Raw genomic sequence first — 22,107 nt, forward strand, 5'->3', positions numbered from 1 at the left:
TTGTTAATTCTCAGTCATAATACGTTTGATAATTTTATTTATAGGTAAAAATATCCATGCCCAAATGCGTCGACGCGTAGTTAATATGTCAGCATGAACTTCTACACCAGCGGGTAGTACTTGTATCTTGGTATCGGGCACAATGAGTAAGCGAAAACGCCGGTTGCTTCCTGTCAGCGCTTCTGGGCTAGCGCTGATATCTGCAACGCTGCCGGGCACTTTACCAAACCTTTCCCACGGTAATGATTCAACTCGCATCATTACCTGCTGGCCGGTTTTTACTTCTGGTAACGCAGAAGGAGGAAGCCACATTTCAACGTACGGTTTAGCATTTTCCGGAACTAGAACGGCTGCAATTGTGCCAGTATTAATTCTCTGACCTTCCAATATATTTAATGAGGCGACGATGCCATCGATAGGTGCCACAATGTAGGACTCAATACCAACCGAAGCATTGATAACTTGTTGCTGTAGTGTCACCAGCTGTTGACGCATATCGGTAATGGCTTGTTTCTCCCGTGCTACCGAATGGGCCAATTCGTCGAGTAATTGAATACGCTCCCCTTGCACACGAGTTATGTTAATGCGATACCTGTGTAGTTGAGCAATTGAATTATGGTATTCGTTTTCACGCTCATTTTTTTCTTGTACGGTAGTGATACCTTTTTGGAGAAGCTGCAGATAACTTGACATACGCTCATTTAATCGGATACTACGCCCTGACTCAAAGTCAATCGCTGCTTTAATAGCTGTTATCTCCTTTTCTTTAATACTGATTTTTTCACATAAGCGTTGACGCTCTCCTTTTATCTCTCTATGCCGGTCAACCTCTCTTTTTTGAAGTTCAACAATTTGGCGTTGCGCAGCATCCAGTAATGATTGATTAATCCCGCCTCCAACGTAGGCAACATCCCGCGAAAGCGTAGCGATTATATCTCCTTTTTTTACCATATCTCCCCGCAGTACCTCGATACGGCTTATAACACCATCTTGATTAAAAATAACCTCAGTAGCAGAAGGAGTATAAATTACTCTACCACTTACTGGTACTCTTTGTGTATAGGTAGTAAATAATAGAAGTATACATATCAATAATACACCAAGGGCAAACCATAGGGAGGTCTTTAGCACTGACGGCGTAGAAATACTAAAATCACCTAGCCACGCGTTATTTTTGTAGTGCAAAGCTTCAGGGCGGAAAATGGAATTATCATTATTCATAATACTAACGACTGATGTAGAGCATACGCCCTGACATATCAACAATCACCTGATGACCACGCATGAATCCCATGCCTAGTAATCCATCAAAATCAAGTTCTTTAGACGTTACACTCGTGGTTACAATTGCTAAATCATCACGTTCTTTTCCCTTTTTATCACGAAGGGTTATTTTTGCAACTCTACAGTCTGCATTGGCTGCTTTGGGCTCAATAGCATTACAACCAAAGAAACGGGTTTCACTAGGTATATTATCGGAAAACAGGAATGAGTGGCTGGCGCCAGTATCAACAATCAAATATAAAGGTTTTTCGCCCACGTATGCTCTAATGCGTAACCCCGACTCCGTTCTCTCGATCGGATAGGATGACCATTTACTAAGATCAGAAGGTAATTTTTCCAACATTTGTAATCGATGGTTTTTAAAGTCCATAAGAAATGAACATTCTTGAAAAATACCGAGCCCCATCACTTCATTAACAGGACTCTTGTCTCCCATGGAAAATCCCCATGGTTTGAAACTGACGGCCAATACATTATTGAAAATAATATTGGAAATGCGCAATTTTTTTATTTTCCAAGCGTTAACCTGATTTTCTGAACCCGTTATATCTTTGATTCGGAGTGGAGCTTGATGAATGACTTCTAAGCTTGGATTAGCAATTAATTTTTCCAAATCATATTGATTTATATGTATACCTTCGCCGCTTCCAGTATCCAGAGTTAAAGTGTGATACCTATCGGCTATCTGGACGTCAACCATTGGCAGGCCACGTTTATCGTACCGTAACCGCATGACATCATTATGAATATCAGCCACACAAATGTTAGAAAAAAACACCATCAATAAGGGATAAATCTTCATCATAATTAACTATCCAGGTTTTTCATAATTGTATTTTCGGATACTCCGCAATCGAGTAAATGCGATGCTGCCCGACTCATTATTTTCCTGATAGAAGGGCAAAAAACGGTTTCACGGTTAAAATCGTCAGCTTTTGAATAACGTTGAATATGGCGACCCCCTCCACATATTTTTTGCCAGATACAGTCAGTACAAACGAGGGGTAATTTATCATTGACGGCCATATATTTCTGCATCTGCCATGAGGAAATAGCTTCCGATAAAGACAGATCACGAATATTACCAATTGATGTAAAAATAGGATCGTTGGTAGCTCTGAGTGTATCGTCAACATAAAGTTCACCCTCTGATCCGACAGTGAAGGCAAGGGTATCACTTTCTGGGTTTCTCAATCCTAATACTGGGCTTAAATCTGAATTTAACATGGATTGTATATGGGTATAGAAAAAACGTACATATACATTACTGTCTGCATCAGAAAAAAATTCATCGATTGCTGAGCAATAAAAATCCGACAAACCCTCTGGATCCTTACAGGTATCATGCGTTTCATCTGGAATAAGGAAATCTATTTTTTTACAATGCAACACATCGACAAAATGGCGGTAAATTTCTGCTCCATTTACCAAGGAATTAGCAACACACAAAATACCGGGTTCATCTATCAGTCTTCCGGCTTGCCACGCATCCTGCAACATCACCAAGCCTTTCACCGTACCTTCGTAGGTGCTGCGGCCCTTCCTGTCCAGGCGGTGTTTATCATTGATGTGTTTAGGCCCATCGATAGAGACACCAACGCTGATATTATTATTAGAGAAAATATCGATCCACTCTTCGTCAATAAGAATGGCATTTGTTTGGCAAGCAAGATGTAGCCTTGATTTTTTGTAGTTTCCTGATAGAAAAACGCGGCAAGCACTATCAAACTTCTCCTTTCCGATCATCAGTGGCTCGCCTCCGTGAAAATCAATTTGAATTGTTTCTATGTCGTACTCATGAGAGGCTCGCTCAAGGAATCCCGTTAAGTCTTTAATGATGTCAGCAGAAATAATAGGTCTTGAGTTTATTGCTATGTCGTTTCCCAAATTGAAAACGTAGCAATAGGTACAATTAATGTTACATCTTTCACTTACCTTTAGGATTATTTCAAGATGTTTTATTTTAATCATTGATATCGCCCCCCTAATGGAAAATAGATGCAGGATGGTTTTCCACGCTGCATCTACATCAATTAAAATTTCTTGTCCCAGCGAGCGAAGGCATTAACCCAACCACCAGAAATGCTATCTAACATAGCTTGAGTTAGTGCTTTCTTAGCATTTTTGTTATCTGCAACAATAGTTACTGCGGCTTTGTTAAAAGTAATTTCTTTCATTAGTTTAGACATAATTTAACTCCATTATTTTATTCGCATCAAGTTTGATACGCAACACTACTATTTATCAAAGACTGTTGGAGATAAAGTCTTTTTGTGAAACATTGGCGTTTATTGATTGATTGTTCATATTCAATTATACATATTGAGTCGGAATGTGGTCTGGCCCGAATTGCACTGTGATAAAAAAATAACTAATATATGCAATCCTATGATATAAATTTGAAATAATATTTTTGATCTAAAAATATCACTTTTCTTATAGATATATTCCCTTGCCGGTTCTGAACGGTCTCAGCAAGGAAGCTGAATCCCAGAAAATCAAATAGGGTCCGCTCCGCATTGCCCGCTCGCTAGCCATCACTACAAACACTAGCCGTGTCTTTCTCGGAACAAGTTGCAACCGACAAGCGGTTAGGCATCTTAAATATCGGAAAGCGTAAGCCCAGTTCCATCTGTTAATTGCCTGTCAAGTTGTTGTAGATGATGTCCAACAATCGGGGCGCAGATCAATACAGATGGGCACCAAGGTTAACTAACGGCTTCGGTTAAAAACAGACGGCGCTGGGCTTGATCTCTTCTGACTACATAAAACCCTAAACCACCTCTCTTTGGCACAATCATTTGCAACCAGCAATAATAACTTTACCGTTGATAAAGAAGCGCGGTTTAACCTGGCTACTCATGCATGTTTACCCACGAGACATACTCGTCAGGACGCTTTGGGTGAATAGCGCAGCCGTTAGGCTGCAACCAATCGGTGCAGCTGTGAGGTATCGACTTCTTTTTGTGCTACCCAAAGGCTGTAATTGACTTAGCGATTGAGCCAGAATTTCGCCGAACTGCCAAATACCTTTGAAAGTTTCAGCGCCATTTCCGGCGAAGCCGCGGAATGTCCGCTGTCCAACCGTTGCGCGGTGGCGGGGCGGCATGCAGCGCCCGCGAGAACTGATATCAAGAGCAATGGACGCTGGTGATGATGCCTTCCTTGTTGGACATAAAGTTCAGCCGTTTCGGATCAAAGTCCATAGTGACGGCTTGGCCGGGCTTGATAAGGCGCATGGGCATTGAAAAACGCATACCGTCCAGGACGCTTTCGGGTTTGCCGATCAGGTTCCTGAAATTGTTAGCCATGCAGGTGTCATCAGCGGTAAGCGGTTTGACCGCGCTTTGCGTGGCGGCTGATTTTTCTGCACCGCTGCAGGCGGCAAGCGAAAAGGCGGTAAGCAACGCGGCAAAAATTGTGGTGTGCATGCAAAGTCCGGTACGCCGTTTCATGTTTAATCACTCCTTATTGGTTTTTTTCATCGTGGCGCAAGTTTGCAAGCCCGCGTGCGGCACGATGATGCTATTTTCGGTTAATCAGTGCCATGATTAGCACCAGGGCGGGCATCAATACTGCGTCAGGTTTTCTATGCTAACTCAATAATTAAACAAATAAAGAAGCGTATTATGTATAAGGCTTTATTTATTTTATTCAGCATGGTGCTCGCAACCATGCTGGGGGCTGTTCAAGTAGCTACGCACGCAGCACTAACGACGGGCATATGATGGTAACCGAGTGTAAACCCGACATTGATAATGATACGGGCATGATCCGTTATACCGATGCCCATGGTAATGAACAGCAGAGCAATAAAAATGATGTTAAGCAGATGCTGAAGATTAATTGACCCTCCAGCCCCGGGGTAGTAGCGGACATGGACGCCGTCCCGTGGGCGCGGATGTTGTCAGAGGATAAGTGGCCGTCGTCTCCAGTATTGCCCGCACACCGCCGGACATCGTGTCCTTCTGACGGCGGTGGATACATTCTCCCGCCGCCGGCTCGATGTGCAGGCTACGGCAGCCGCCGTCATCTCAGCCTACCGCCAGGGCGATAAGAACACATAGCGTGAATAAGCCGAGCAAAAACATATGCCAATCGAATTTGACTTGCATAGTCGTTACCTCCCTTCGCGTCAGTCGCTTTATCATGGCTGATTAACGCGCTACGTGCTGTGACTTATTTACCAGAATCAAGGCGGCGTCATGGCAGGCTATAACCAGGGGTGCGCCGTCGGCATGCCGTCAGCGGGTCGGGAGAGGTGACCTGGAGGCTAAAGCAGGACAGAGTGCTGTTTTAACTCGGGCCAGCGGATGGCGCTTCGGGCGATGCGATTGCCGGACGACGGTGAAAATGGGTGTTATCTGCCGCCGCTATTTCAGCCTGATGGTCATATCCCATGACATGTCGGCTACCTTTATCCTTTTCCAGCTGTATAACAATGTCGTCCAGAAGGTGATGCGGCGATGCCGTACTGAGGTTTTAAGGCAAAACGTATGGCTGATAAAATACCCATGCTTGCTTAAGATCCGGCTCAGGCTTTTAACCCGCCTTTCGTTAAGCAAATGCGTACAAAAACTGACCTGCGCGTAATTGTTGGTATGCAAATAATCTAATGTCCTGATAAATGATCTTATCAGCCTTATGGCGTGCTTCGGATCGGTCGGGATAGACGACGGCTTCATATGCAGAGTGACATGATTGGTCCGTTTGTCGATAAACTCATAGGATTCAAAGTGACCAGTCATGGATTTTATTCTGTAAATCAAAAAGATGATGACTGTTAGACCGATTCCTGACCCAATAAGCACAAACGCCGCATATGCCATCTTGATGACCTTGAGTGAATGAATTCTCTGTTATATCGGCACCGTATTGTGAAGATTGAAAACATACATAAAAAAATAGTAAGAAACCGGATCATATCGCCAATGCATGGCAATGGCTCGGTGGATCCATCACGCCCGAACGGATGCTAACCCGCGCGAGCCTTCCCCTGCCGTTGCCGCTTCCCTCGGAATACAGCGCAAACAGGATCATGCCTTACATAATAATGACGGGCAGGCTTGATCATGGTTAATGCTAAGGATTACATTGATTGGTAAAGACGTTGTGGCCATGAGGACAAACGTCGGTATCCGCAGGAATGATTCTGAACAAGGAGCCCGCAGCCCCACTACAGCCCGTTAACAGTAGCAGGCTTAATGCAATGGGGAGGATGAGTAATTTCATCGTAAATCCTGGCAAGTGGCAATGATCAAATCATAGCACTTATACCGAACAGATTGCGGGTCGTTTGTCAGTGTCACCTTATCCGGTGCGGAAAGGCCGGGCAAGGCGGGTATTGCTTTCAACGCTACGGCCGCACGATTTGTCCTGAGAGGATGCAATCGTGACGATATATCAACTTAACATCCCAGAGGCTGAAAAGGGACGGCATAATAGATCACTAAAAATTCTTTTTATTAACAAACTACCAAAACATTTTAAACAAGATGCCGCCAAAGATAATACCGCCAAGTACAAACAGCCAGCAGATGCGTAATAATACGTCATCGGTTTTTTGGGTTATGTCCATCATTTTTCCTTAGCTCAATTGTGATATCTGTCACTATTTTATGAGTAACTTTTGCTAAAAATAGTGACGTGCATCACATATACTTAATTTGTCATACAATTCTTGAGGAGAGTTATCCCGTTTGAAGCTGCTGAATCCTGTGCTTGGGTTTCGGGGCGGACAGGATGACCCAGCAACAGCCGGTGACAGGAGAAAAAAACGGGCATAAATGCCCGTACGCCAAAGGAATCAGTAGGAAACCAAAATAAAACAAAGGAATGCGGTAAGACAATCGCATAAAATGATTAAATATTTATTAAACATAATTAAATTGGCTATATTTTAATGATTATTGAATAAAAGTAGCGCCGGGATGGCAACCAGACCGGCAATAGAAACATGAGAAGAATATTAACGATATATATGCTATTGCAATTAGCGTATTAATGATGAGTAATTGTAATTAGGGGCCGCTTACGCGCTGATGAATGAGCGTATTCTTTTACCGCGCGAATAACGAAAAATGCTAACAGCCCGGCGCTGGCTGGGCTGTAGCGACAGGTTAGGCGAAAAACTCTACCTTTCCGCCGTTCAGGTGATACATGGAACCAATGATTTTTATAGTGCCCTCGGACTCAAGTTTATGAAGAATATCGCTTTTCCTGATTTCCTCAATAGTGAGTTTTACGTTGGTCGCCGCTACCGCATCGACAAATTCATCATTACTGCTCACCCTCTCCTTGGTATATTCTGTTTTATCAATGGCTGGTTTGATTTTATCCAGCAGACCCGTCAGGTTACCCAACTCAACATTATCGATAGCGCCTTTCACCGCGCCGCAGGCAGTATGCCCCATGACCACAATAACTTTGGCCCCGGCCGCAGCACAGGCGAACTCTAGGCTGCCGAGAATATCGGCATTGGAAATATTGCCCGCGATCCTGCTGTTAAACGCTTCTCCAATGCCCGTATCCAGGATGATTTCCGCTGGCGCGCGGGAGTCGATACAGCTGAGAATCACCGCCGACGGATACTGTCCAGCCGCGCTGGCGCGTTTTTGCGCCAGGTAGTCATGTTGATGCGCTTTCCCCGTTTGAAAGCGGATATTGCCTTGCTTGAGACCCTCGATGATTTGATCCGGGGTCATCTTATCGCGCTCTGCTTTACTCAATGCGGCTGCATAGGATAGTGAGGGCAAGCCCATGCCTACAACGCCCGCTATCCCTAAAACGGAAAGACCCGCGGCGCGTTTTAATACGGTGCGCCGAGCTGGTTCGGCTGAATGCGGTATATCGGTTTGCATTATAAACTCCTGTAGCCAGGATAATCCCAACGGCTGAGTGAAGTGAAATGAAAGTGGTTTTACCCGGGCAGGGTGACACTGCGTTTTGAATACGGACGCAAATGAACCTTACCGAATAAGTTATTATCATAACGTCATAACCGCATTTATTTCATGAAGATTTCATTTTTAAACAACGCATTGTGTTGTTTTTTTATTAATTGGAATGTATGTCACGAATATTGTCTATATAAGGTAATTTATTTAAATGCTACATTTATATTATTGTTGGATTTTATTTTCTAATGTTTAATTTTTTTTATTCTGAATTTCAATGAATGAAATCAATATATTTATACCCTAAGTAATAATAACGTTCACCTTTAGCCATTGGTAAAGGATGCTATCGGCGAGCCGCCGTGCCGATACAGGCATGAAGGGGCGATTCACCGCGGGGTTGTGCGCCGGCGTGGCTATGGGCCGCGCGCCTGGCTTGCGGTTAATCTCTCTCCCACTAATCCATAAATTAAATTTACCGGCAATGTTCACCCGCAGTGATGACATCGCGATTATCCAGCGCAGGTTTTATTAACATCGGCAAAGCGACGTGGTTAACGAGGGGTTTTTCGGGGGCAAGCAAAAGCGCGCAACCCGGCGTCCATGCCAGGGTTGCCGCGGGGCGGTTTAGTTAATCGTACCGGTCTGCTGGGTTTGGCCTGCTGGCGCGGTCGTGACCGCAGAGGCTGAGTCGGGCGCGACGGCCTGGGTGTTGGTGTCAGGCGCGGTGATGGGCGCCGGCGCCGCCTCCGGGGCTGGCGTCGTGGCGCCGGACGCCGATGCGCCGGAGCCTTGGGCGGAATCCGGTGCCGCCGCCGGGGTATTTTCCGCCGGTGCGGCAACTGGCATCACCACCGGCGGGGTGGCTGTGGCGGCAGATACGTTTACCGGGATGCCGGCGCGATTTTGCAGGGCGGCATTAACCAAATCCTGATTGACGACCTGGTCGACCAGCACTTTGCTCACGCTCACCGGCAGAGTAATGGGCACCGGCTCGTTAGAATTGAACTGCTCTTCTGTGGAAGACAGGGGATTATGCACTTCGAGATAACGGGTGCCGTCAGGTTCAACGGTCGCTTTAACCGGTTCGTCGATAAATTGCACCCGGGTGCCGACCGGGACATGATCGAAGAGATATTTGATATCGTCGGCACGCAAACGTACGCAGCCGTGGCTCACGCGCAGGCCGATGCCGAAATTGGCATTGGTGCCGTGGATGGCATACAGGCGGCCGACATAAAGCGCATACAAACCCATCGGATTATCCGGGCCGGCCGGGAAGACTTCGGGCAACGTTTCGCCGCGCGCCGCGTATTCCGCATGCATCGCCTTGGTCGGCGTCCAGGTTGGGCCATTTTTCTTGCGTTGTACGCTGGTCACCCAGTTAACCGGCGTATCTTTGCCCAGTTCGCCGATGCCGATGGGCAATACAACTACCGTATTGGTGCCTTTGGGGTAGTAATAAAGACGCATTTCCGCGCTGTTTACCACGATGCCCTCATGCGGCGTATCGGGCAAAATCAATTGATGGGGAATAATCAGCTTGCTGCCCGGCAACGGCAGGAAGGGGTCGACTCCCGGATTGGCCTCGATCATATTGCTCAGGCCCATCTGGAACTGCGCGGCAAAATGCTCCAGCGGTAACTTGCTGTCCTGGGGGATGGCTATTTCCAGATTTTCCCCTACCAGGCGGCTGGTGCCGGCCGGAAGAGGGTATACCACGGCAAAGGCTGAGTGACTGAAGGCAGCCATTGCCAGAATTACCGTAAAGATTGCACGCATATTCATTTTCATAGTTAGTCAGATGTTATCGCCACACTGGCAGTAATTGGAAAGTTTATTCCGGCTCGCGGATGACCGGATGGGCATTATATGTTCACAACGGCCAAAGAGGGAAATAATATGTGTAACCTTGGGTACAGCAGTCTGCTGGCGGCAAGCGGCGCGGCGCTGGGACATGGCCCCGCGCGCCTTGGATATTGTTATTTTCTTACAGCGGGTTACAGAGAAAATAAGAGCATTATCCATGAGCCAACATGTGGTGATCATGCTGCACGGCATGGGAAGTCAAGGCGACGGTATGGCGCCGTTGGGCGGCATCTGGCGGCCAAATCTGCCGGAAACGGCGTTTGCGGCGCCGGACGCGCCTTTTTCTTTTGAACAGGGACCGGGCCGCCAATGGTTCAGCATTACCGGCGTCACGGAACAAAATCGCCCGGAACGGGTACCGGCGGTCAGGCCCGCATTCGATGCCACCCTGAGCCGGCTGATGACGGAACACGGCCTGGCGGGACGGGTGGACTGGGCGTGGACGTCGCCTCCTATATTTTGCCCGGGCTGGGCCATAGTCTGAACGCGGACGCCGTGGCGATGGCGGGACGTTTTATCGCCCGGATACTGGCGGCTGGGCAATGACATCCGGTTATTGCGCGCCGGCGCTCCTTCAGTTTAATGCTTGAAGCGCGGCGCCGGATGTGGCTTATTACTATTAACCCCCCGATTAAACAGGATGTGGGTCGACGGCACAGGGCCTCCCGGCAGCGGGCGGGCCTGGAGCGGGAAATCATCGGGAGAGGCATCAGCACGGGATATAATAAGCGTCTAATAGCTGGCAGGAGGAAATATGGCACTGCACGAATGGGAACGCCGGTTTAAAGAGTATTTGGAGAAACACTTTCCGCAAGACGATAAAGCGCACGATCTCGCCCATTTCAGCCGCGTATGGCATACCGCCCAGAAGATAATGCATCTCTCGGCCGCCGATGAATTAACCGTTCTAACGGCGTGTTATTTTCATGATGTGGTCAACCTGCCGAAAAACCATCCGGATCGTCATCTGGCATCCAGGCGAGCCGCCCGGGAAACAATAAGGATCCTGGCGCAGCACTTTCCGGATTTTCCGGCCGGCGCTTACCCGGGCGTAGCCCATGCCATCGAGGCCCATAGCTTCAGCGCGGGCATCACGCCCGAGACCCTGGAGGCGAAAATCGTCCAGGACGCCGACCGGCTTGAATCGTTGGGCGCCATCGGCCTGGCGCGGGTATTTCATGTGGCGGGGCAATTGGGCCGCGGCCTGTTCCATGCGGAGGACCCGCTGGCCCTGCATCGCCCGCTTGACGATACCAGTTATACCTTTGATCATTTCCAAACCAAATTGCTGACCCTGGCCGATAGCATGCAAACGGAGATGGGGCGCAGAATGGCGGCCTACAACATTGATTATCTGGTCACGTTTATGAGTAAGCTGTGCGCGGAGCTGAAAGGGGAGTACTACCAGTTGGATGAAGAGACCCTGGCGCGTTTTCGTGTGCGGTCATAGCCCCCGGGGCCGCCGGTTCTCCGGCGCGGTTCGCCATGAGCCGGACGCCGGGGGAAACGCTATTTCAGCAGTAACGGAGGACGACTGACGATCTTGGGCAGGTGCGGCATTAGCAGGCTGGAATCGATCCATTTATCGCCATCCCAGCGATCGGTGCTATTTAACGGCGCCAGCAGCGTCATTGACGGCGGCAGCGCGGTGAGGAAATCAATGCGGATCGTCACTCCGTCGCTAATGCGATAAGCGGTCTGGCCGCGTAAATCGGCCACCGCCTCCCAACGCTTACCGTCCAGCGATCTGACCAGCGCCATATTGGCTGCGGGCAATACCGGTTTGTCCTGATAGCTAAAGGCGGGCAGTCGCGCCCCGGCGCAGAGATGTTCCACGGTGGCGCAAAGATATTCCCGCGTCACCGGATGGGCGCAGTACGCGACAATCCAGCCGGAATGCAGCGCCATGCCCTGTTTATCAAGCTTGGCATTGGCAAAATCGGTTGAGTATTTATTTTTCTGGATCATGGCGTCGTCAGGGTCAGTTATCGCTGCGTTATGCGGTAGGCTACTGGCCCGCCGCATCACCGGATAATAGTGAATAGGCGTTAAGTATCGGGCTAATTTATCAACTTGTCATCAAAAATTCACGGCAAAAAAATTCATTTTAAAAAGTACTATAGCGTGCCATTCCCAATATAAGGCATGTGTAAGGCGCAACAGCGGTTTTAACCCATATGGGCAAGGCGTTCGCGTTGAGCTTGTGTCTCTTCAATTTCTTTTACCCTTTGGGCCTTTGACGTATGCCATCATGGCTTGTACGCTGGAAGGACAGGCAGCCGGCCTGGCCCATCCCCGGCCCGGCCGATAACCGCCCACGGGCGAGGAGGAGTGATATGGCTTTTGAAACCGGCGATGTGGTCCAGCCGATTAAAGGCGGACCGGCAATGAGCGTGGTTAAGGTAGAAAACGGCATCGTATTCTGCGGCATGATGGATTCCGGCGTGGAGAACGCGAAACAGTTCAAACCGGAAGAGCTATCGTTGTATAAGGAAGACGGCGACTTCGGGGTTTGCTGACATCAGCCTGTCCGCGGCGCCGCATCCCGGCGCGGCCCCGCGGATAATTCACGCGGCGCTGCGGACGTTGTCCCTTGCATCGCATCAATGATTCGCTTATTTTATAAGCGGTTTGCCGCCAGGTTACCCCGGCAGGTCTTCTTGTTAATATTCTGTAGAATAAAAAACCCGTGTGAAAAAGAGCCGTTTTGTTCAGCGCGACAGGGCGTATCGGGAAACGCTGGGTGACGCTCAGTTCGCGATTGCGGTACTGGCCATAGCAGCGGGTACGCTTATCAGCTTTGTCATGGTAGTGACGCTGTGGATTATTTAAGTCCGCAGCGGCAAATGGAGGGAACAGACATGGAAAACAGCAGTCTGGATGATACCAAACTGATCGCCATTATCGGGTTGTTAATATCGGTCTTAATTGTGGTGTCGGTATTATTCGGCATCGCCTATTTTTATGACGTAAGGCATAACCCCCCCGCGGTGGATGCCGGCGCCTGTTATAACGCTAACGCACGGGCGGAATCTTCGCTTTAATCCGCCCCTTGCCGGCGGGAAGGGGCGGCCGGCAAGGGCGCCCAGCCGGTTATCCGGCCACGCGCCGTGCCGGCATGCGTGTTCGCCCCTGCATCAGGCCGGCATGGCCCGCTCATCAGGCAGGCTATCTTCAAGCAGGCCTTTCAGGCGTATCTGCTGGCTGCGAATTTCCAGCGCCAGGGGTTCATAGAGCGAACGGCAGCCGTTGACATCCTGCATGCCCAGCAACCCGAACGGCTGATGCTTCTCGCCGCTCCAGCTACGGTAGTCCGCCACCGGATAAATACAAATCCCTTCCACCGCCACGTCGTTTTTCATGGCCAGGACGGTTTGCTCGAAGATATAGCGCATCCAGGGTACGCGCATATCGCTTTGCGCGCCTGTTTCGGCGATAAGCAGCGGCCGCTGATAGCGCTGGGAGATTTCCCGCAGGATGGTGGCGAAAGGCCGGTAGTGGCTGTCTTCGAAATCGATGGCCCCGCCCTGGTGGAACCATTGGTTACCGGGGCGGTAATTAACGCCCAGAATATCCAGGTAGCCAGGGCCGCCGCCAAGCTCCGGCCGCAGTTTGCCGCTGAGCATATCCCAGACGTCAAACTGGGCCAGCCGCAGCGTTTCCGCATCCAATTCCTGCTCGGGCATGCCCTCGGGCGCATTGATATGCACCACAGGCTCAGGCTGGAGGAAGCGCGCCGATGGGTCCACCGCGCGAATGGCGTCAATGGCGGCCAGGGTCGCCTTGACCAACTGTATTTTCAACGCCTTGCCTTTATTAGCGGCCATGGGCTGAATATGCGCCATGTCGCCGCCGGCCCAGGCGAGGAAAGAAATGGCGTTTATCGGCGTATAACAGGGCGCCGCGATGCCTTCGTCGCGCACCCGCGCGGCCACCGCGCCGGCAAAACGCGCAAAGCGCTCGATAAAGTCGGGTTGCCATACATCGACATGGTCCGGCCAGCCGAAATGGCACAGATCCCAAATCACCTGGACGTGGTTCACCTGCGCGGCATGCAGCATCGGCAAAAAGCTCGACCAGTCGTATTGGCCGGGAACCGCTTCGATCAAATGCCAGCGCAGGCCGTCGCGCACGGTGGTGAGGTTCTGTTCCGCCAGCTGCGCATAGTCCTTCGCGGCCAGCATCTCATGGCCACTGGAGAGAATCAGGTCCAGGCGGCGCCCGTCACCGCGCACCTCGGTCGAGCAGTCAAAGCCCCCCTGCAGGAAGCTTTGGAACAGCGACGGTTTATACATGGGTGGTATTTCATGCGTGATTTGATCTTGCATCGGACTTCCCCCCTTTCCATGACAGCCTTTACCTACCGAGGCCGTACGACATATCATTTAAAGTAGACAGGTTACGATCAATAAGGTTCTGGCTATCGCCTACTTTGCGATCCTCATTACAAACTTAGCGGGCGCACAACCGCCATCATTATCATCCGGGCAGGCAATTGTCCGGGGCGCGGCTATGATGAAATGTCTTCCTTTATACTGACATGGAGTATTATGGCCTCTTCTTTTTCTTCGGGCTTTTTTTATGCAGCGACTTAACGCGCGTATCGGCCAAGCCATTTCGCGTCTGACGCACGTCCACCCCGAACAATCCGGCATCTATCCGCTGTCGGACGGCCTGGATGCTTTTGCCGCGCGCATGAAGCTTGCCGATTTGGCCGAGCAGACCCTGGATCTGCAATATTATATCTGGAACAAGGACATGTCCGGCATGCTGATGTATAGCGTGGTGCAGCGCGCGGCGGATCGCGGCGTCAAGGTACGGTTGCTGCTTGACGATAACAATACCCGCGGCCTGGACCAGATTTTGCTGGCCCTCGACCAGCATCCGAATATCGAGGTCCGTCTGTTCAACGCCTTCCAGACCCGCACGGTGCGGGCGTTTTCCTACCTGACCGATTTTTCGCGCCTGAACCGGCGCATGCATAATAAAAGTTTTACCGTTGATAACCAGGCCACGATCATCGGCGGCCGCAACGTGGGCGATGCCTATTTCAGCGCCGGCGGCGAACAGTTGTTTACCGATCTCGACGTGCTGGCGATAGGGCCGGTGGTGGAGCAGGTGGGACGCGATTTCCAGCGCTATTGGGATTGCCCTTCGGTTTGCCCTGTGGCGCGCGCGGTACGCTCTTCCCGCCTGGGCGGCAAGAACAGCATCAGCAGCATGATGGGACAGATCAGTTTAAATCCCCACGCCGAACGTTATGTCAAACGACTGGAGAGGGCGGATTTTTTTGTCCAGCTGCAGGCCGGCAGCCTGCCTTTTATCTGGGCCAGGACGCGGCTGCTCAGCGACGACCCGGCCAAAGCCCTGGGGCAGGTTGCCGATCATGGCCTGCTCACCAGCCGGATAAAAAGCGTTATTGATGAACCGGAACAACGCCTGGATATTATTTCACCCTATTTTGTGCCCACCAGGGCCGGGGTGGAGCAGTTGGCCGCACTCGCCGCCAAAGGGGTGAAAATTGCGGTTCTGACCAATTCCCTTAACGCCAACGACGTGGCGATTGTGCATGCCGGTTATGCCAAATGGCGCAGGGCGTTGCTGACCCATGGCATCGAGCTGTATGAACTGAAACGCAACAGTTCGGAACAGCACCAGCCGCGGGACCGCGGCCTGACCGGTAAATCCGGCTCCAGCCTGCATGCCAAGACGTTTAGCGTCGACAGCCGGGAGGTTTTTGTCGGTTCATTTAATTTTGATCCCCGCTCCGCCATGCTCAATACCGAAATGGGCTTTGTTATCGGCAGCGAAGAGCTGGCCGAAACCATACACCGCTTGTTTATCGGCACCCTGCGCCAGAATGCGTACCAGGTTTGCCTGGATGAACAGGGAAAAATGTATTGGCGCGAATATCAAGGGGAGCGCGAGGTGATTCACCGGCGGGAACCGGCCACCAATATAGTGGAGCGCTGGCTTATTCGCGCGCTTTATCATTTGCCGGTCGATTGGCTATTATAATCGGCAGCCGGAAAGCGGCCAATATGGCTAATACAATGTAATAAGATTTTTCCTATAAAACCGGTGAAATAAAATAATTTGCCGCCAGGGCGCGGTCGGTGGGAAAGGCCGCCCGCGCCTTTTCCCCGGTTAAGGGGCATTCAGCGGCTTTAAGGTCCTCTTTTTTTAATAACTTTGCGTTTATGTCAAAAATGATTAACCCCCCGCTGGTGGGTCAGGTAAAATCAGCGGGCGGTACCGATTGTTGGAATGTGCTGTTTTAGACTATCTTTTACCGGTAGATGAGCTTGCTTTATAGCCTATTGATCAAACGCTGACCCGGTAAGGGAAAGGTGAGGAACGATCGCTGTACCGTGCTGTCCGAGAAGTGATTTATCAATTAAAATTGCTTTGAATGATTAAGAGCACACGCATAGGGGGGGATGTGCCAAATAATAAATTTTTCGTCAAGTTACCCAAAGCGAGTCTCCGTTTGCTGGGAGCAACGGTGTTGTTGTCGTTATACGCTTTGCCTTCATGGGCATTTACTATTGACGATGTGGCTAAACAAGCGCAGGAACTGGCTGGTAAAGGTTATGAGGCGCCTAAAAGCAATTTGCCTTCTCAATTCCGTGAAATGAAATTTGCTGATTACCAGCAGATTCAATTCAACCATGAAAAGTCATACTGGCACGATCAGCAGACCCCGTTCAAACTGGAGTTTTACCATCAGGGGATGTATTTCGACACGCCGGTAAAAATCAACGAAGTGACGTCCTCCGCAGTCACCGAGATTAAATATACTCCGGACCTGTTTACCTTTGGTTCGGTGAATCATGATCCCGAACTGGTGAAGAACCTGGGTTTCGCCGGGTTTAAGATCCTCTACCCGGTCAATAAGGCCGACAAGAGCGATGAAATCGCCAGCATGCTGGGCGCCAGCTATTTCCGCGTTATCGGCAAAGGGCAGGTCTATGGGTTATCCGCCCGCGGCCTGGCCATTGATACCGCGTTGCCTTCGGGCGAGGAGTTCCCGCGTTTCCGTGAGTTCTGGATTGAACGGCCGCAGGCGAACGATAAACACCTGGTGCTTTACGCCCTGCTGGATTCACCGCGCGCCACCGGCGCTTACCGGTTTGTCATCTATCCGGGACGCGATACCAGCGTCGATGTGCAGGCCAGGGTTTTCCTGCGTGATAAAGTGGGCAAGCTGGGCCTGGCGCCGCTGACCAGCATGTTTTTATTTGGACCTAACCAGCCTTCGCCTACCATGAACTATCGCCCGGCGCTGCACGATTCCAACGGGTTGTCCATCCATGCCGGTAACGGCGAGTGGATCTGGCGCCCGCTGAATAATCCCAAGCATTTGTCCGTCAGCACTTTCCAGGTGGAAAACCCACGTGGTTTCGGTTTATTGCAGCGCGGCCGTTCCTTCTCCGAATATGAGGATCTGGACGATCGGTATGATCTGCGTCCCAGCGGCTGGATTGAACCGCACGGTGACTGGGGCAAAGGGCACGTTGAACTGGTGGAGATTCCCACCGCCGATGAAACCAACGACAATATCGTGGCATTCTGGACCCCGGAAAAATTGCCGGAAGTCGGCAAACCCTTTGATATCGCCTACCGGATGCACTTTTCCCGCGATGAGGATAAAATCCACACTCCCGAGTTCGCCTATGTGAAACAAACCCTGCGTTCCGCCGGGGATGTCAAGCAGTCCAACCTGATTCGCCAGCCGGACGGCACCACCGCGTTCCAGGTGGATTTTGTCGGGCAGCCATTGCGGGATCTGCCAGACAATACCCCGGTGGCCTCGCAAATCAGCGTGGGCGATAATGCCGAAGTGGTCGAAAACAATGTCCGCTATAATTCAGTGACGCACGGCTGGCGTCTGACACTGCGCCTGCGCGTGAAAGATGAAAAACAACCCACCGAGATGCGCGCCGCATTGGTGAACGGCGATAAGACATTGACCGAAACCTGGAGCTACTTGCTACCTGCCAATGAATAATTTAACTGAACCCGGCCTCGATTATATCGAGGCTTTGCCCCTTTCTGCCGAGCAAAAAGGCACTTTGCGCGCACAGGTGCCGCCGGATGGCAGTCAGTCCCTCGCATCCCTGCATGTTGATCTCGGGGGTTCCGCCCCCGGTATCGACCTTCCCGCAGATGAAGACAACGCGGCGCTGTACTCGGTAAAGTCCAGGCTGAAAATGGCCTGGCCGGACGCCGCCAGCCGCGACGATGTCGTGGTGGAGGATAGCCAGGGGCGCACCGCCATCAAGGCCATGCCCACCATTACCCGCACGCCGATGTTTCCCGAACCCTGGCTGACCAACCCCATCGTGCGCTATTGGGACGCGATGCGCGGCCACACCCGTGCGCCGCGCCACAAGCAGGAAGCGGCCCGCGAAGAAGGCAACTGGCGCCGGGTAGGGACGATACGCCGTTATATCCTGCTGGCGCTGACGCTGTTCCAGACCGCCATCGCCACATGGTATATGAAGACTATTCTTCCTTATCAGGGCTGGGCGCTGATCGATCCTATGGATATGCTGAACCAGGACTGGCTGCGATCGCTGTTGCAACTGCTGCCGTATATCCTGCAAAGCGGCATCCTGATCTTGTTCGCGATATTATTCTGCTGGGTTTCGGCCGGTTTCTGGACCGCCCTTATGGGGTTTCTGCAGTTGCTGATCGGCCATGATAAATACAGTATTTCCGCCAGCACCACCGGCGACGAACCGCTCAATCCCAAGCACCGCACCGCGCTTATCATGCCCATCTGTAACGAGGACGTGGAGCGTGTGTTCGCCGGTCTGCGCGCCACCTACGAATCCGTGGAAGCGACCGGACAGATTGAGCATTTCGACGTTTATATCCTGAGCGATAGCTATAACGCCGACATTTGCATCGCCGAGCAAAAAGCATGGATGGAACTCTGCCAGGAAACCGGCGGATTCGGCCGCATATTCTACCGCCGCCGCCGCCGGCGGGTAAAACGTAAAAGCGGCAACATTGACGACTTCTGCCGCCGCTGGGGCAAGCAATACAGCTATATGGTGATCCTGGATGCCGATAGCGTTATGAGCGGCGGTTGCCTGACCAACCTGGTGCGGCTGATGGAAGCCAATCCGAACGCCGGCATTATCCAAAGCGCGCCGAAGGCGTCCGGCATGGACACGCTGTACGCGCGCTGCCAGCAGTTCGCCACCCGGGTCTACGGTCCACTGTTTACCGCCGGGCTGCATTACTGGCAACTGGGCGAGTCCCATTATTGGGGGCATAACGCCATTATCCGCGTCGAGCCTTTTATCAAGCATTGCGCCCTGGCGCCGCTGCCGGGTGAAGGCTCCTTTGCCGGCTCGATACTGTCGCACGACTTTGTCGAGGCGGCGCTGATGCGGCGTGCCGGCTGGGGGGTCTGGATAGCTTATGATCTGCCCGGCAGCTACGAGGAACTGCCGCCCAATCTGCTGGATGAACTTAAGCGGGATCGGCGCTGGTGCCAGGGGAACCTGATGAATTTCCGGTTGTTCCTGGTGAAGGGCATGCATCCGGTTCACCGGGCGGTATTCCTGACCGGCGTCATGTCCTATTTATCGGCGCCGCTGTGGTTTATGTTCCTGGCGCTGTCCACCGCGCTGCAGGTGGTGCATACCCTGATGGAGCCGCAGTATTTTCTCCAGCCGCGCCAGCTGTTCCCGGTGTGGCCGCAATGGCGGCCTGAACTGGCGGTGGCGTTGTTCTCCACCACCATGGTGCTGTTGTTTTTGCCCAAGCTGCTCAGCGTTATTTTGATCATCGCCAAGGGCGCCAAGGAGTATGGCGGGGCGGCTATCCTGTTTTGCTCGATGCTGCTGGAAATGCTGTTCTCCGTGCTGCTGGCCCCGGTGCGCATGCTGTTCCATACCGTATTCGTGGTCAGCGCCTTCCTGGGCTGGTCGGTACAGTGGAACTCCCCGCAGCGTGACGATGACGCCACGCCCTGGAGCGAATCCTTTGTACGCCACGGTCCTCAGATGTTGTTAGGGCTGGTATGGGCCAGCGGCATGGCCTGGCTGGATTTGCGTTTTCTCTGGTGGCTGTCGCCCATCGTGTTTTCGCTGATCCTGTCGCCTTGGGTGTCGGTATTCTCCAGCCGGGCCAATCTCGGCCTGGCCTCACAGCGCGTCAGCCTGTTCCTGATCCCCGAGGAATACTCGCCGCCGAAGGAACTGGTCGATACCGAAACCTATTTGCGGCGCAACCAGGCGCGGGCGCTGGCCGACGGTTTCCGCCATGCGGTGGTCGATCCGGCTTACAATGCCCTGGCGGTGGGAATGGCCACTGCGCGGCACGGTATCAGCCAGGCTATCGAGCGCGTGCGTGACGAGCATGTGCAACTGGCCCTGCAAAGCGGTCCCGACGCCATGAGTGGTCCGCAGCGCCTGGCCGTGATAAGCGATCCGGTGGTCCTGTCGCGTCTGCATTTGCGCGTATGGTCGCGGCCGGAAACCTGGCTGGCCTGGAAGAAAAGTTAACGTCTTCCCGTCCTATACTTAAGCCGCCCTGATGGGCGGTTTTTTTTTGTCCTGATAACGGCGATGACGCCTGTTACGGTAACCGGCGGTTTCATCGGGCAAAAATAAGACGGCGTTAGCATTATTTGCTACTCGGAAGGCGCCGCTCGCCGCTAAAATTTTGGCCTTTGCGGAATAACGGGGCGCCTGATGCAATACGACATGTTGTTTATACTCAAAAAAATGGGCTCCTTTGTCTTATATGCGGCGGTGGTAGCGGCGTTTACGTCATTTTTGTTTATCGATCTCCACTTCCTGCATGATATCGTCAAGGAGTCCTCCCTGACCGAAGTCGCCCAGGAATTGGTGCTGGCGGCCATCGTCGCCCTGCACCTGTGGCTGATGCGCAATCCGGCGTTACGCGCCAGCAGCCTGCTGGTGGCGGGGTTCTTTGCCTGTATGCTGGTGCGTGAAATGGATTTCGCCTTTGATGCCATCCGCCACGGTTCGTGGTTTTGGGTGGCCACGGCGATTGCGCTGGTTTGCCTGGCCTTTGCCGCCGCGGATGCTAAACGCGCGCTGCGCGGACTGGCGGGATATTTCGGACATCCCAGTTATGGCCTGGTTTGCGCCGGCCTGCTGAATGTGCTGGTATTCTCGCGCCTGATGGGCATCGGCGGGCTTTGGCGCTCGTTGCTGGATGAGAATTACCTGCGTGCGATAAAAAATGCCGTGGAGGAGGGCAGCGAACTGTTCGGCTACTGCCTGTGCCTGCTGGCGACCCTATCCTATACGTTGGATAAACAGCGATCCGGCCGTGCCGAGCCTCACCGGCCGGTATAACACCCGCCGCCCGCTACCGGCTCTACAGGGATGACACCTCGCTATGGGTAGGATTTTGCTGTTAACGCTAGTCCTGTTCCTGCTGACCGGTTGCGGCAGCATCATCAGCCGCACGTTTCCGGGACAAGGCCACGGCCATCAATATTACCCCGGCGTGCAGTGGGATTTGCGCGATACGCCCTGGAAATATATCACCATCATCGATTTGCCGCTGTCGATGGTGGTGGACACGATATTGCTGCCGGTGGATATGCGGCACGGCCCCTATCGCTAGTCGCCGCGCCGCCGATGGATTTTCCCCACGGGCTTGGCCGTGGGTTTAACGTTCCTCCCACTCGTCCGCGGCGGCTTGTCCCTCCTCGGTGTCCAATGACGGCTCATACTGATACTCACCTTCGTCCCATTCGTGCAGCGTGTTTTCTTCCTGCCATTCGGCGCGCAGCTCCGCTTCGTCGAAATCACCGTCGAAAATCGCCTGGGCGGCTTCACCGATGCGAAACGGCAGGGCCTCGGCGGCCTCGTTTTCATCGGCCATAAATTCAGCTTCCCACATAATCTCGCCGTCCCGCATGATATATTTTTGCAGGCTGAACTGATGTACCGCAGGGTCTTCATCGTCATTGCTGTTTTCACGGGAAGACTCGATAAACTCTTCCCGCGCCATATCGATGGCTTCTTCCAGAGTTGCGTACATGCTCATTATGGCTCTCCTG

At 52.0% G+C, this 22,107-nt stretch carries 22 protein-coding genes; 12 read left to right on the plus strand and 10 right to left on the minus strand.

From position 1 onward, the window contains the following. Positions 1–3 precede the first annotated feature (3 nt). The 5 genes from ACL2XQ_RS07145 to ACL2XQ_RS07165 form a co-directional block, all read right to left on the minus strand. A complete protein-coding gene (locus ACL2XQ_RS07145) occupies positions 4–1,221 on the minus strand; it encodes an HlyD family secretion protein (protein WP_413740185.1) in 1,218 nt (405 codons plus the stop codon). Between the two features lie 4 nt (positions 1,222–1,225). Then, a complete protein-coding gene (locus ACL2XQ_RS07150; RefSeq protein WP_413740186.1) occupies positions 1,226–2,089 on the minus strand; it encodes a hypothetical protein in 864 nt (287 codons plus the stop codon). Positions 2,090–2,091: 2 nt separating this feature from the next. Beyond that, positions 2,092–3,255 (minus strand): cyclophane-forming radical SAM/SPASM peptide maturase XyeB, encoded by a 1,164-nt coding sequence (xyeB, locus tag ACL2XQ_RS07155; protein WP_413740187.1) that lies wholly within the window; start codon positions 3,253–3,255, stop codon positions 2,092–2,094. Between the two features lie 62 nt (positions 3,256–3,317). Next, positions 3,318–3,473, minus strand: a complete 156-nt coding sequence (gene xyeA, locus ACL2XQ_RS07160) for a XyeA family cyclophane-containing RiPP triceptide (protein WP_410015787.1) — start codon at positions 3,471–3,473, stop codon at positions 3,318–3,320. 942 nt (positions 3,474–4,415) lie between these two features. Beyond that, entirely contained in the window at positions 4,416–4,739 is a 324-nt protein-coding gene (locus ACL2XQ_RS07165) for an I78 family peptidase inhibitor (RefSeq protein ID WP_410015785.1), read from the minus strand. A 197-nt stretch (positions 4,740–4,936) separates the two neighbouring features. Between ACL2XQ_RS07165 and ACL2XQ_RS07170 the strand changes: the two genes are divergently transcribed. Together ACL2XQ_RS07170 and ACL2XQ_RS07175 are read left to right on the plus strand one after the other, a co-directional pair. After that, positions 4,937–5,134: a YgdI/YgdR family lipoprotein gene (locus ACL2XQ_RS07170; RefSeq protein ID WP_413740507.1), complete on the plus strand. Its 198-nt coding sequence runs from the start codon at positions 4,937–4,939 to the stop codon at positions 5,132–5,134. Positions 5,135–6,676: 1,542 nt separating this feature from the next. Then, the gene (locus tag ACL2XQ_RS07175) at positions 6,677–6,829 is read left to right on the plus strand and encodes a hypothetical protein (RefSeq protein ID WP_413728675.1); all 153 of its coding nucleotides are present in this window, start codon (positions 6,677–6,679) and stop codon (positions 6,827–6,829) included. A 574-nt stretch (positions 6,830–7,403) separates the two neighbouring features. Here ACL2XQ_RS07175 and ACL2XQ_RS07180 read toward each other — a convergent pair. Beyond that, entirely contained in the window at positions 7,404–8,144 is a 741-nt protein-coding gene (locus ACL2XQ_RS07180) for a carbonic anhydrase (RefSeq protein WP_410015783.1), read from the minus strand. Between the two features lie 663 nt (positions 8,145–8,807). Next, positions 8,808–9,974, minus strand: coding sequence for a L,D-transpeptidase family protein (locus ACL2XQ_RS07185; RefSeq protein WP_413733152.1), 1,167 nt, complete (start codon positions 9,972–9,974; stop codon positions 8,808–8,810). A gap of 232 nt (positions 9,975–10,206) precedes the next feature. On the opposite strand from ACL2XQ_RS07185, the gene ACL2XQ_RS07190 reads away from it, so the two are divergent. Both ACL2XQ_RS07190 and ACL2XQ_RS07195 read left to right on the plus strand, forming a co-directional pair. Further along, on the plus strand, positions 10,207–10,533 hold the full coding sequence (locus ACL2XQ_RS07190; protein ID WP_413733150.1) for a hypothetical protein: 327 nt from the start codon (positions 10,207–10,209) through the stop codon (positions 10,531–10,533). 270 nt (positions 10,534–10,803) lie between these two features. Then, positions 10,804–11,499: a phosphohydrolase gene (locus ACL2XQ_RS07195; protein ID WP_413722421.1), complete on the plus strand. Its 696-nt coding sequence runs from the start codon at positions 10,804–10,806 to the stop codon at positions 11,497–11,499. A 59-nt stretch (positions 11,500–11,558) separates the two neighbouring features. On the opposite strand, the gene ACL2XQ_RS07200 is transcribed toward ACL2XQ_RS07195, so the two are convergent. After that, positions 11,559–12,017, minus strand: coding sequence for a tail fiber assembly protein (locus ACL2XQ_RS07200; RefSeq protein ID WP_410015779.1), 459 nt, complete (start codon positions 12,015–12,017; stop codon positions 11,559–11,561). Positions 12,018–12,385: 368 nt separating this feature from the next. On the opposite strand from ACL2XQ_RS07200, the gene ACL2XQ_RS07205 reads away from it, so the two are divergent. The 3 genes from ACL2XQ_RS07205 to ACL2XQ_RS07215 all read left to right on the plus strand — a co-directional run bounded on the left by ACL2XQ_RS07205 (position 12,386) and on the right by ACL2XQ_RS07215 (position 13,093). Then, complete coding sequence (locus ACL2XQ_RS07205; protein ID WP_410015778.1) at positions 12,386–12,568, plus strand: DUF2158 domain-containing protein; 183 nt, start codon at positions 12,386–12,388, stop codon at positions 12,566–12,568. Positions 12,569–12,740: 172 nt separating this feature from the next. Then, complete coding sequence (locus ACL2XQ_RS07210) at positions 12,741–12,881, plus strand: hypothetical protein (RefSeq protein WP_410015777.1); 141 nt, start codon at positions 12,741–12,743, stop codon at positions 12,879–12,881. Between the two features lie 29 nt (positions 12,882–12,910). Beyond that, positions 12,911–13,093: a hypothetical protein gene (locus ACL2XQ_RS07215; protein WP_410015776.1), complete on the plus strand. Its 183-nt coding sequence runs from the start codon at positions 12,911–12,913 to the stop codon at positions 13,091–13,093. A gap of 93 nt (positions 13,094–13,186) precedes the next feature. Here the strand turns inward: ACL2XQ_RS07215 and ACL2XQ_RS07220 are convergent, their stop codons facing one another. Next, complete coding sequence (locus ACL2XQ_RS07220) at positions 13,187–14,377, minus strand: beta-glucosidase (RefSeq protein ID WP_410015775.1); 1,191 nt, start codon at positions 14,375–14,377, stop codon at positions 13,187–13,189. A gap of 253 nt (positions 14,378–14,630) precedes the next feature. Between ACL2XQ_RS07220 and ACL2XQ_RS07225 the strand changes: the two genes are divergently transcribed. From ACL2XQ_RS07225 to ACL2XQ_RS07245, 5 genes are all read left to right on the plus strand, one after another. Then, on the plus strand, positions 14,631–16,067 hold the full coding sequence (locus ACL2XQ_RS07225; protein WP_413733148.1) for a phospholipase D family protein: 1,437 nt from the start codon (positions 14,631–14,633) through the stop codon (positions 16,065–16,067). A gap of 424 nt (positions 16,068–16,491) precedes the next feature. Then, on the plus strand, positions 16,492–18,060 hold the full coding sequence (locus ACL2XQ_RS07230; RefSeq protein ID WP_410015773.1) for a glucan biosynthesis protein G: 1,569 nt from the start codon (positions 16,492–16,494) through the stop codon (positions 18,058–18,060). Then, positions 18,053–20,572 carry a glucans biosynthesis glucosyltransferase MdoH gene (mdoH, locus tag ACL2XQ_RS07235; protein WP_413740189.1) on the plus strand — a complete coding sequence of 840 codons (2,520 nt, stop codon included), beginning with the start codon at positions 18,053–18,055 and terminating at the stop codon, positions 20,570–20,572. Before ACL2XQ_RS07230 ends, mdoH begins: the two co-directional genes overlap by 8 nt. Positions 20,573–20,761: 189 nt before the next feature. Beyond that, entirely contained in the window at positions 20,762–21,394 is a 633-nt protein-coding gene (locus tag ACL2XQ_RS07240; RefSeq protein WP_413733146.1) for a hypothetical protein, read from the plus strand. A 43-nt stretch (positions 21,395–21,437) separates the two neighbouring features. Continuing rightward, positions 21,438–21,668, plus strand: a complete 231-nt coding sequence (locus tag ACL2XQ_RS07245) for a YceK/YidQ family lipoprotein (protein ID WP_410015770.1) — start codon at positions 21,438–21,440, stop codon at positions 21,666–21,668. A gap of 45 nt (positions 21,669–21,713) precedes the next feature. On the opposite strand, the gene ACL2XQ_RS07250 is transcribed toward ACL2XQ_RS07245, so the two are convergent. After that, positions 21,714–22,094 carry a MysB family protein gene (locus tag ACL2XQ_RS07250; RefSeq protein WP_413733144.1) on the minus strand — a complete coding sequence of 127 codons (381 nt, stop codon included), beginning with the start codon at positions 22,092–22,094 and terminating at the stop codon, positions 21,714–21,716. Between the last annotated feature and the right edge of the window lie 13 nt (positions 22,095–22,107).

This window comes from Sodalis sp. RH14, from assembly GCF_047324285.1.
Classification (GTDB): Bacteria; Pseudomonadota; Gammaproteobacteria; order Enterobacterales; family Enterobacteriaceae; genus Acerihabitans.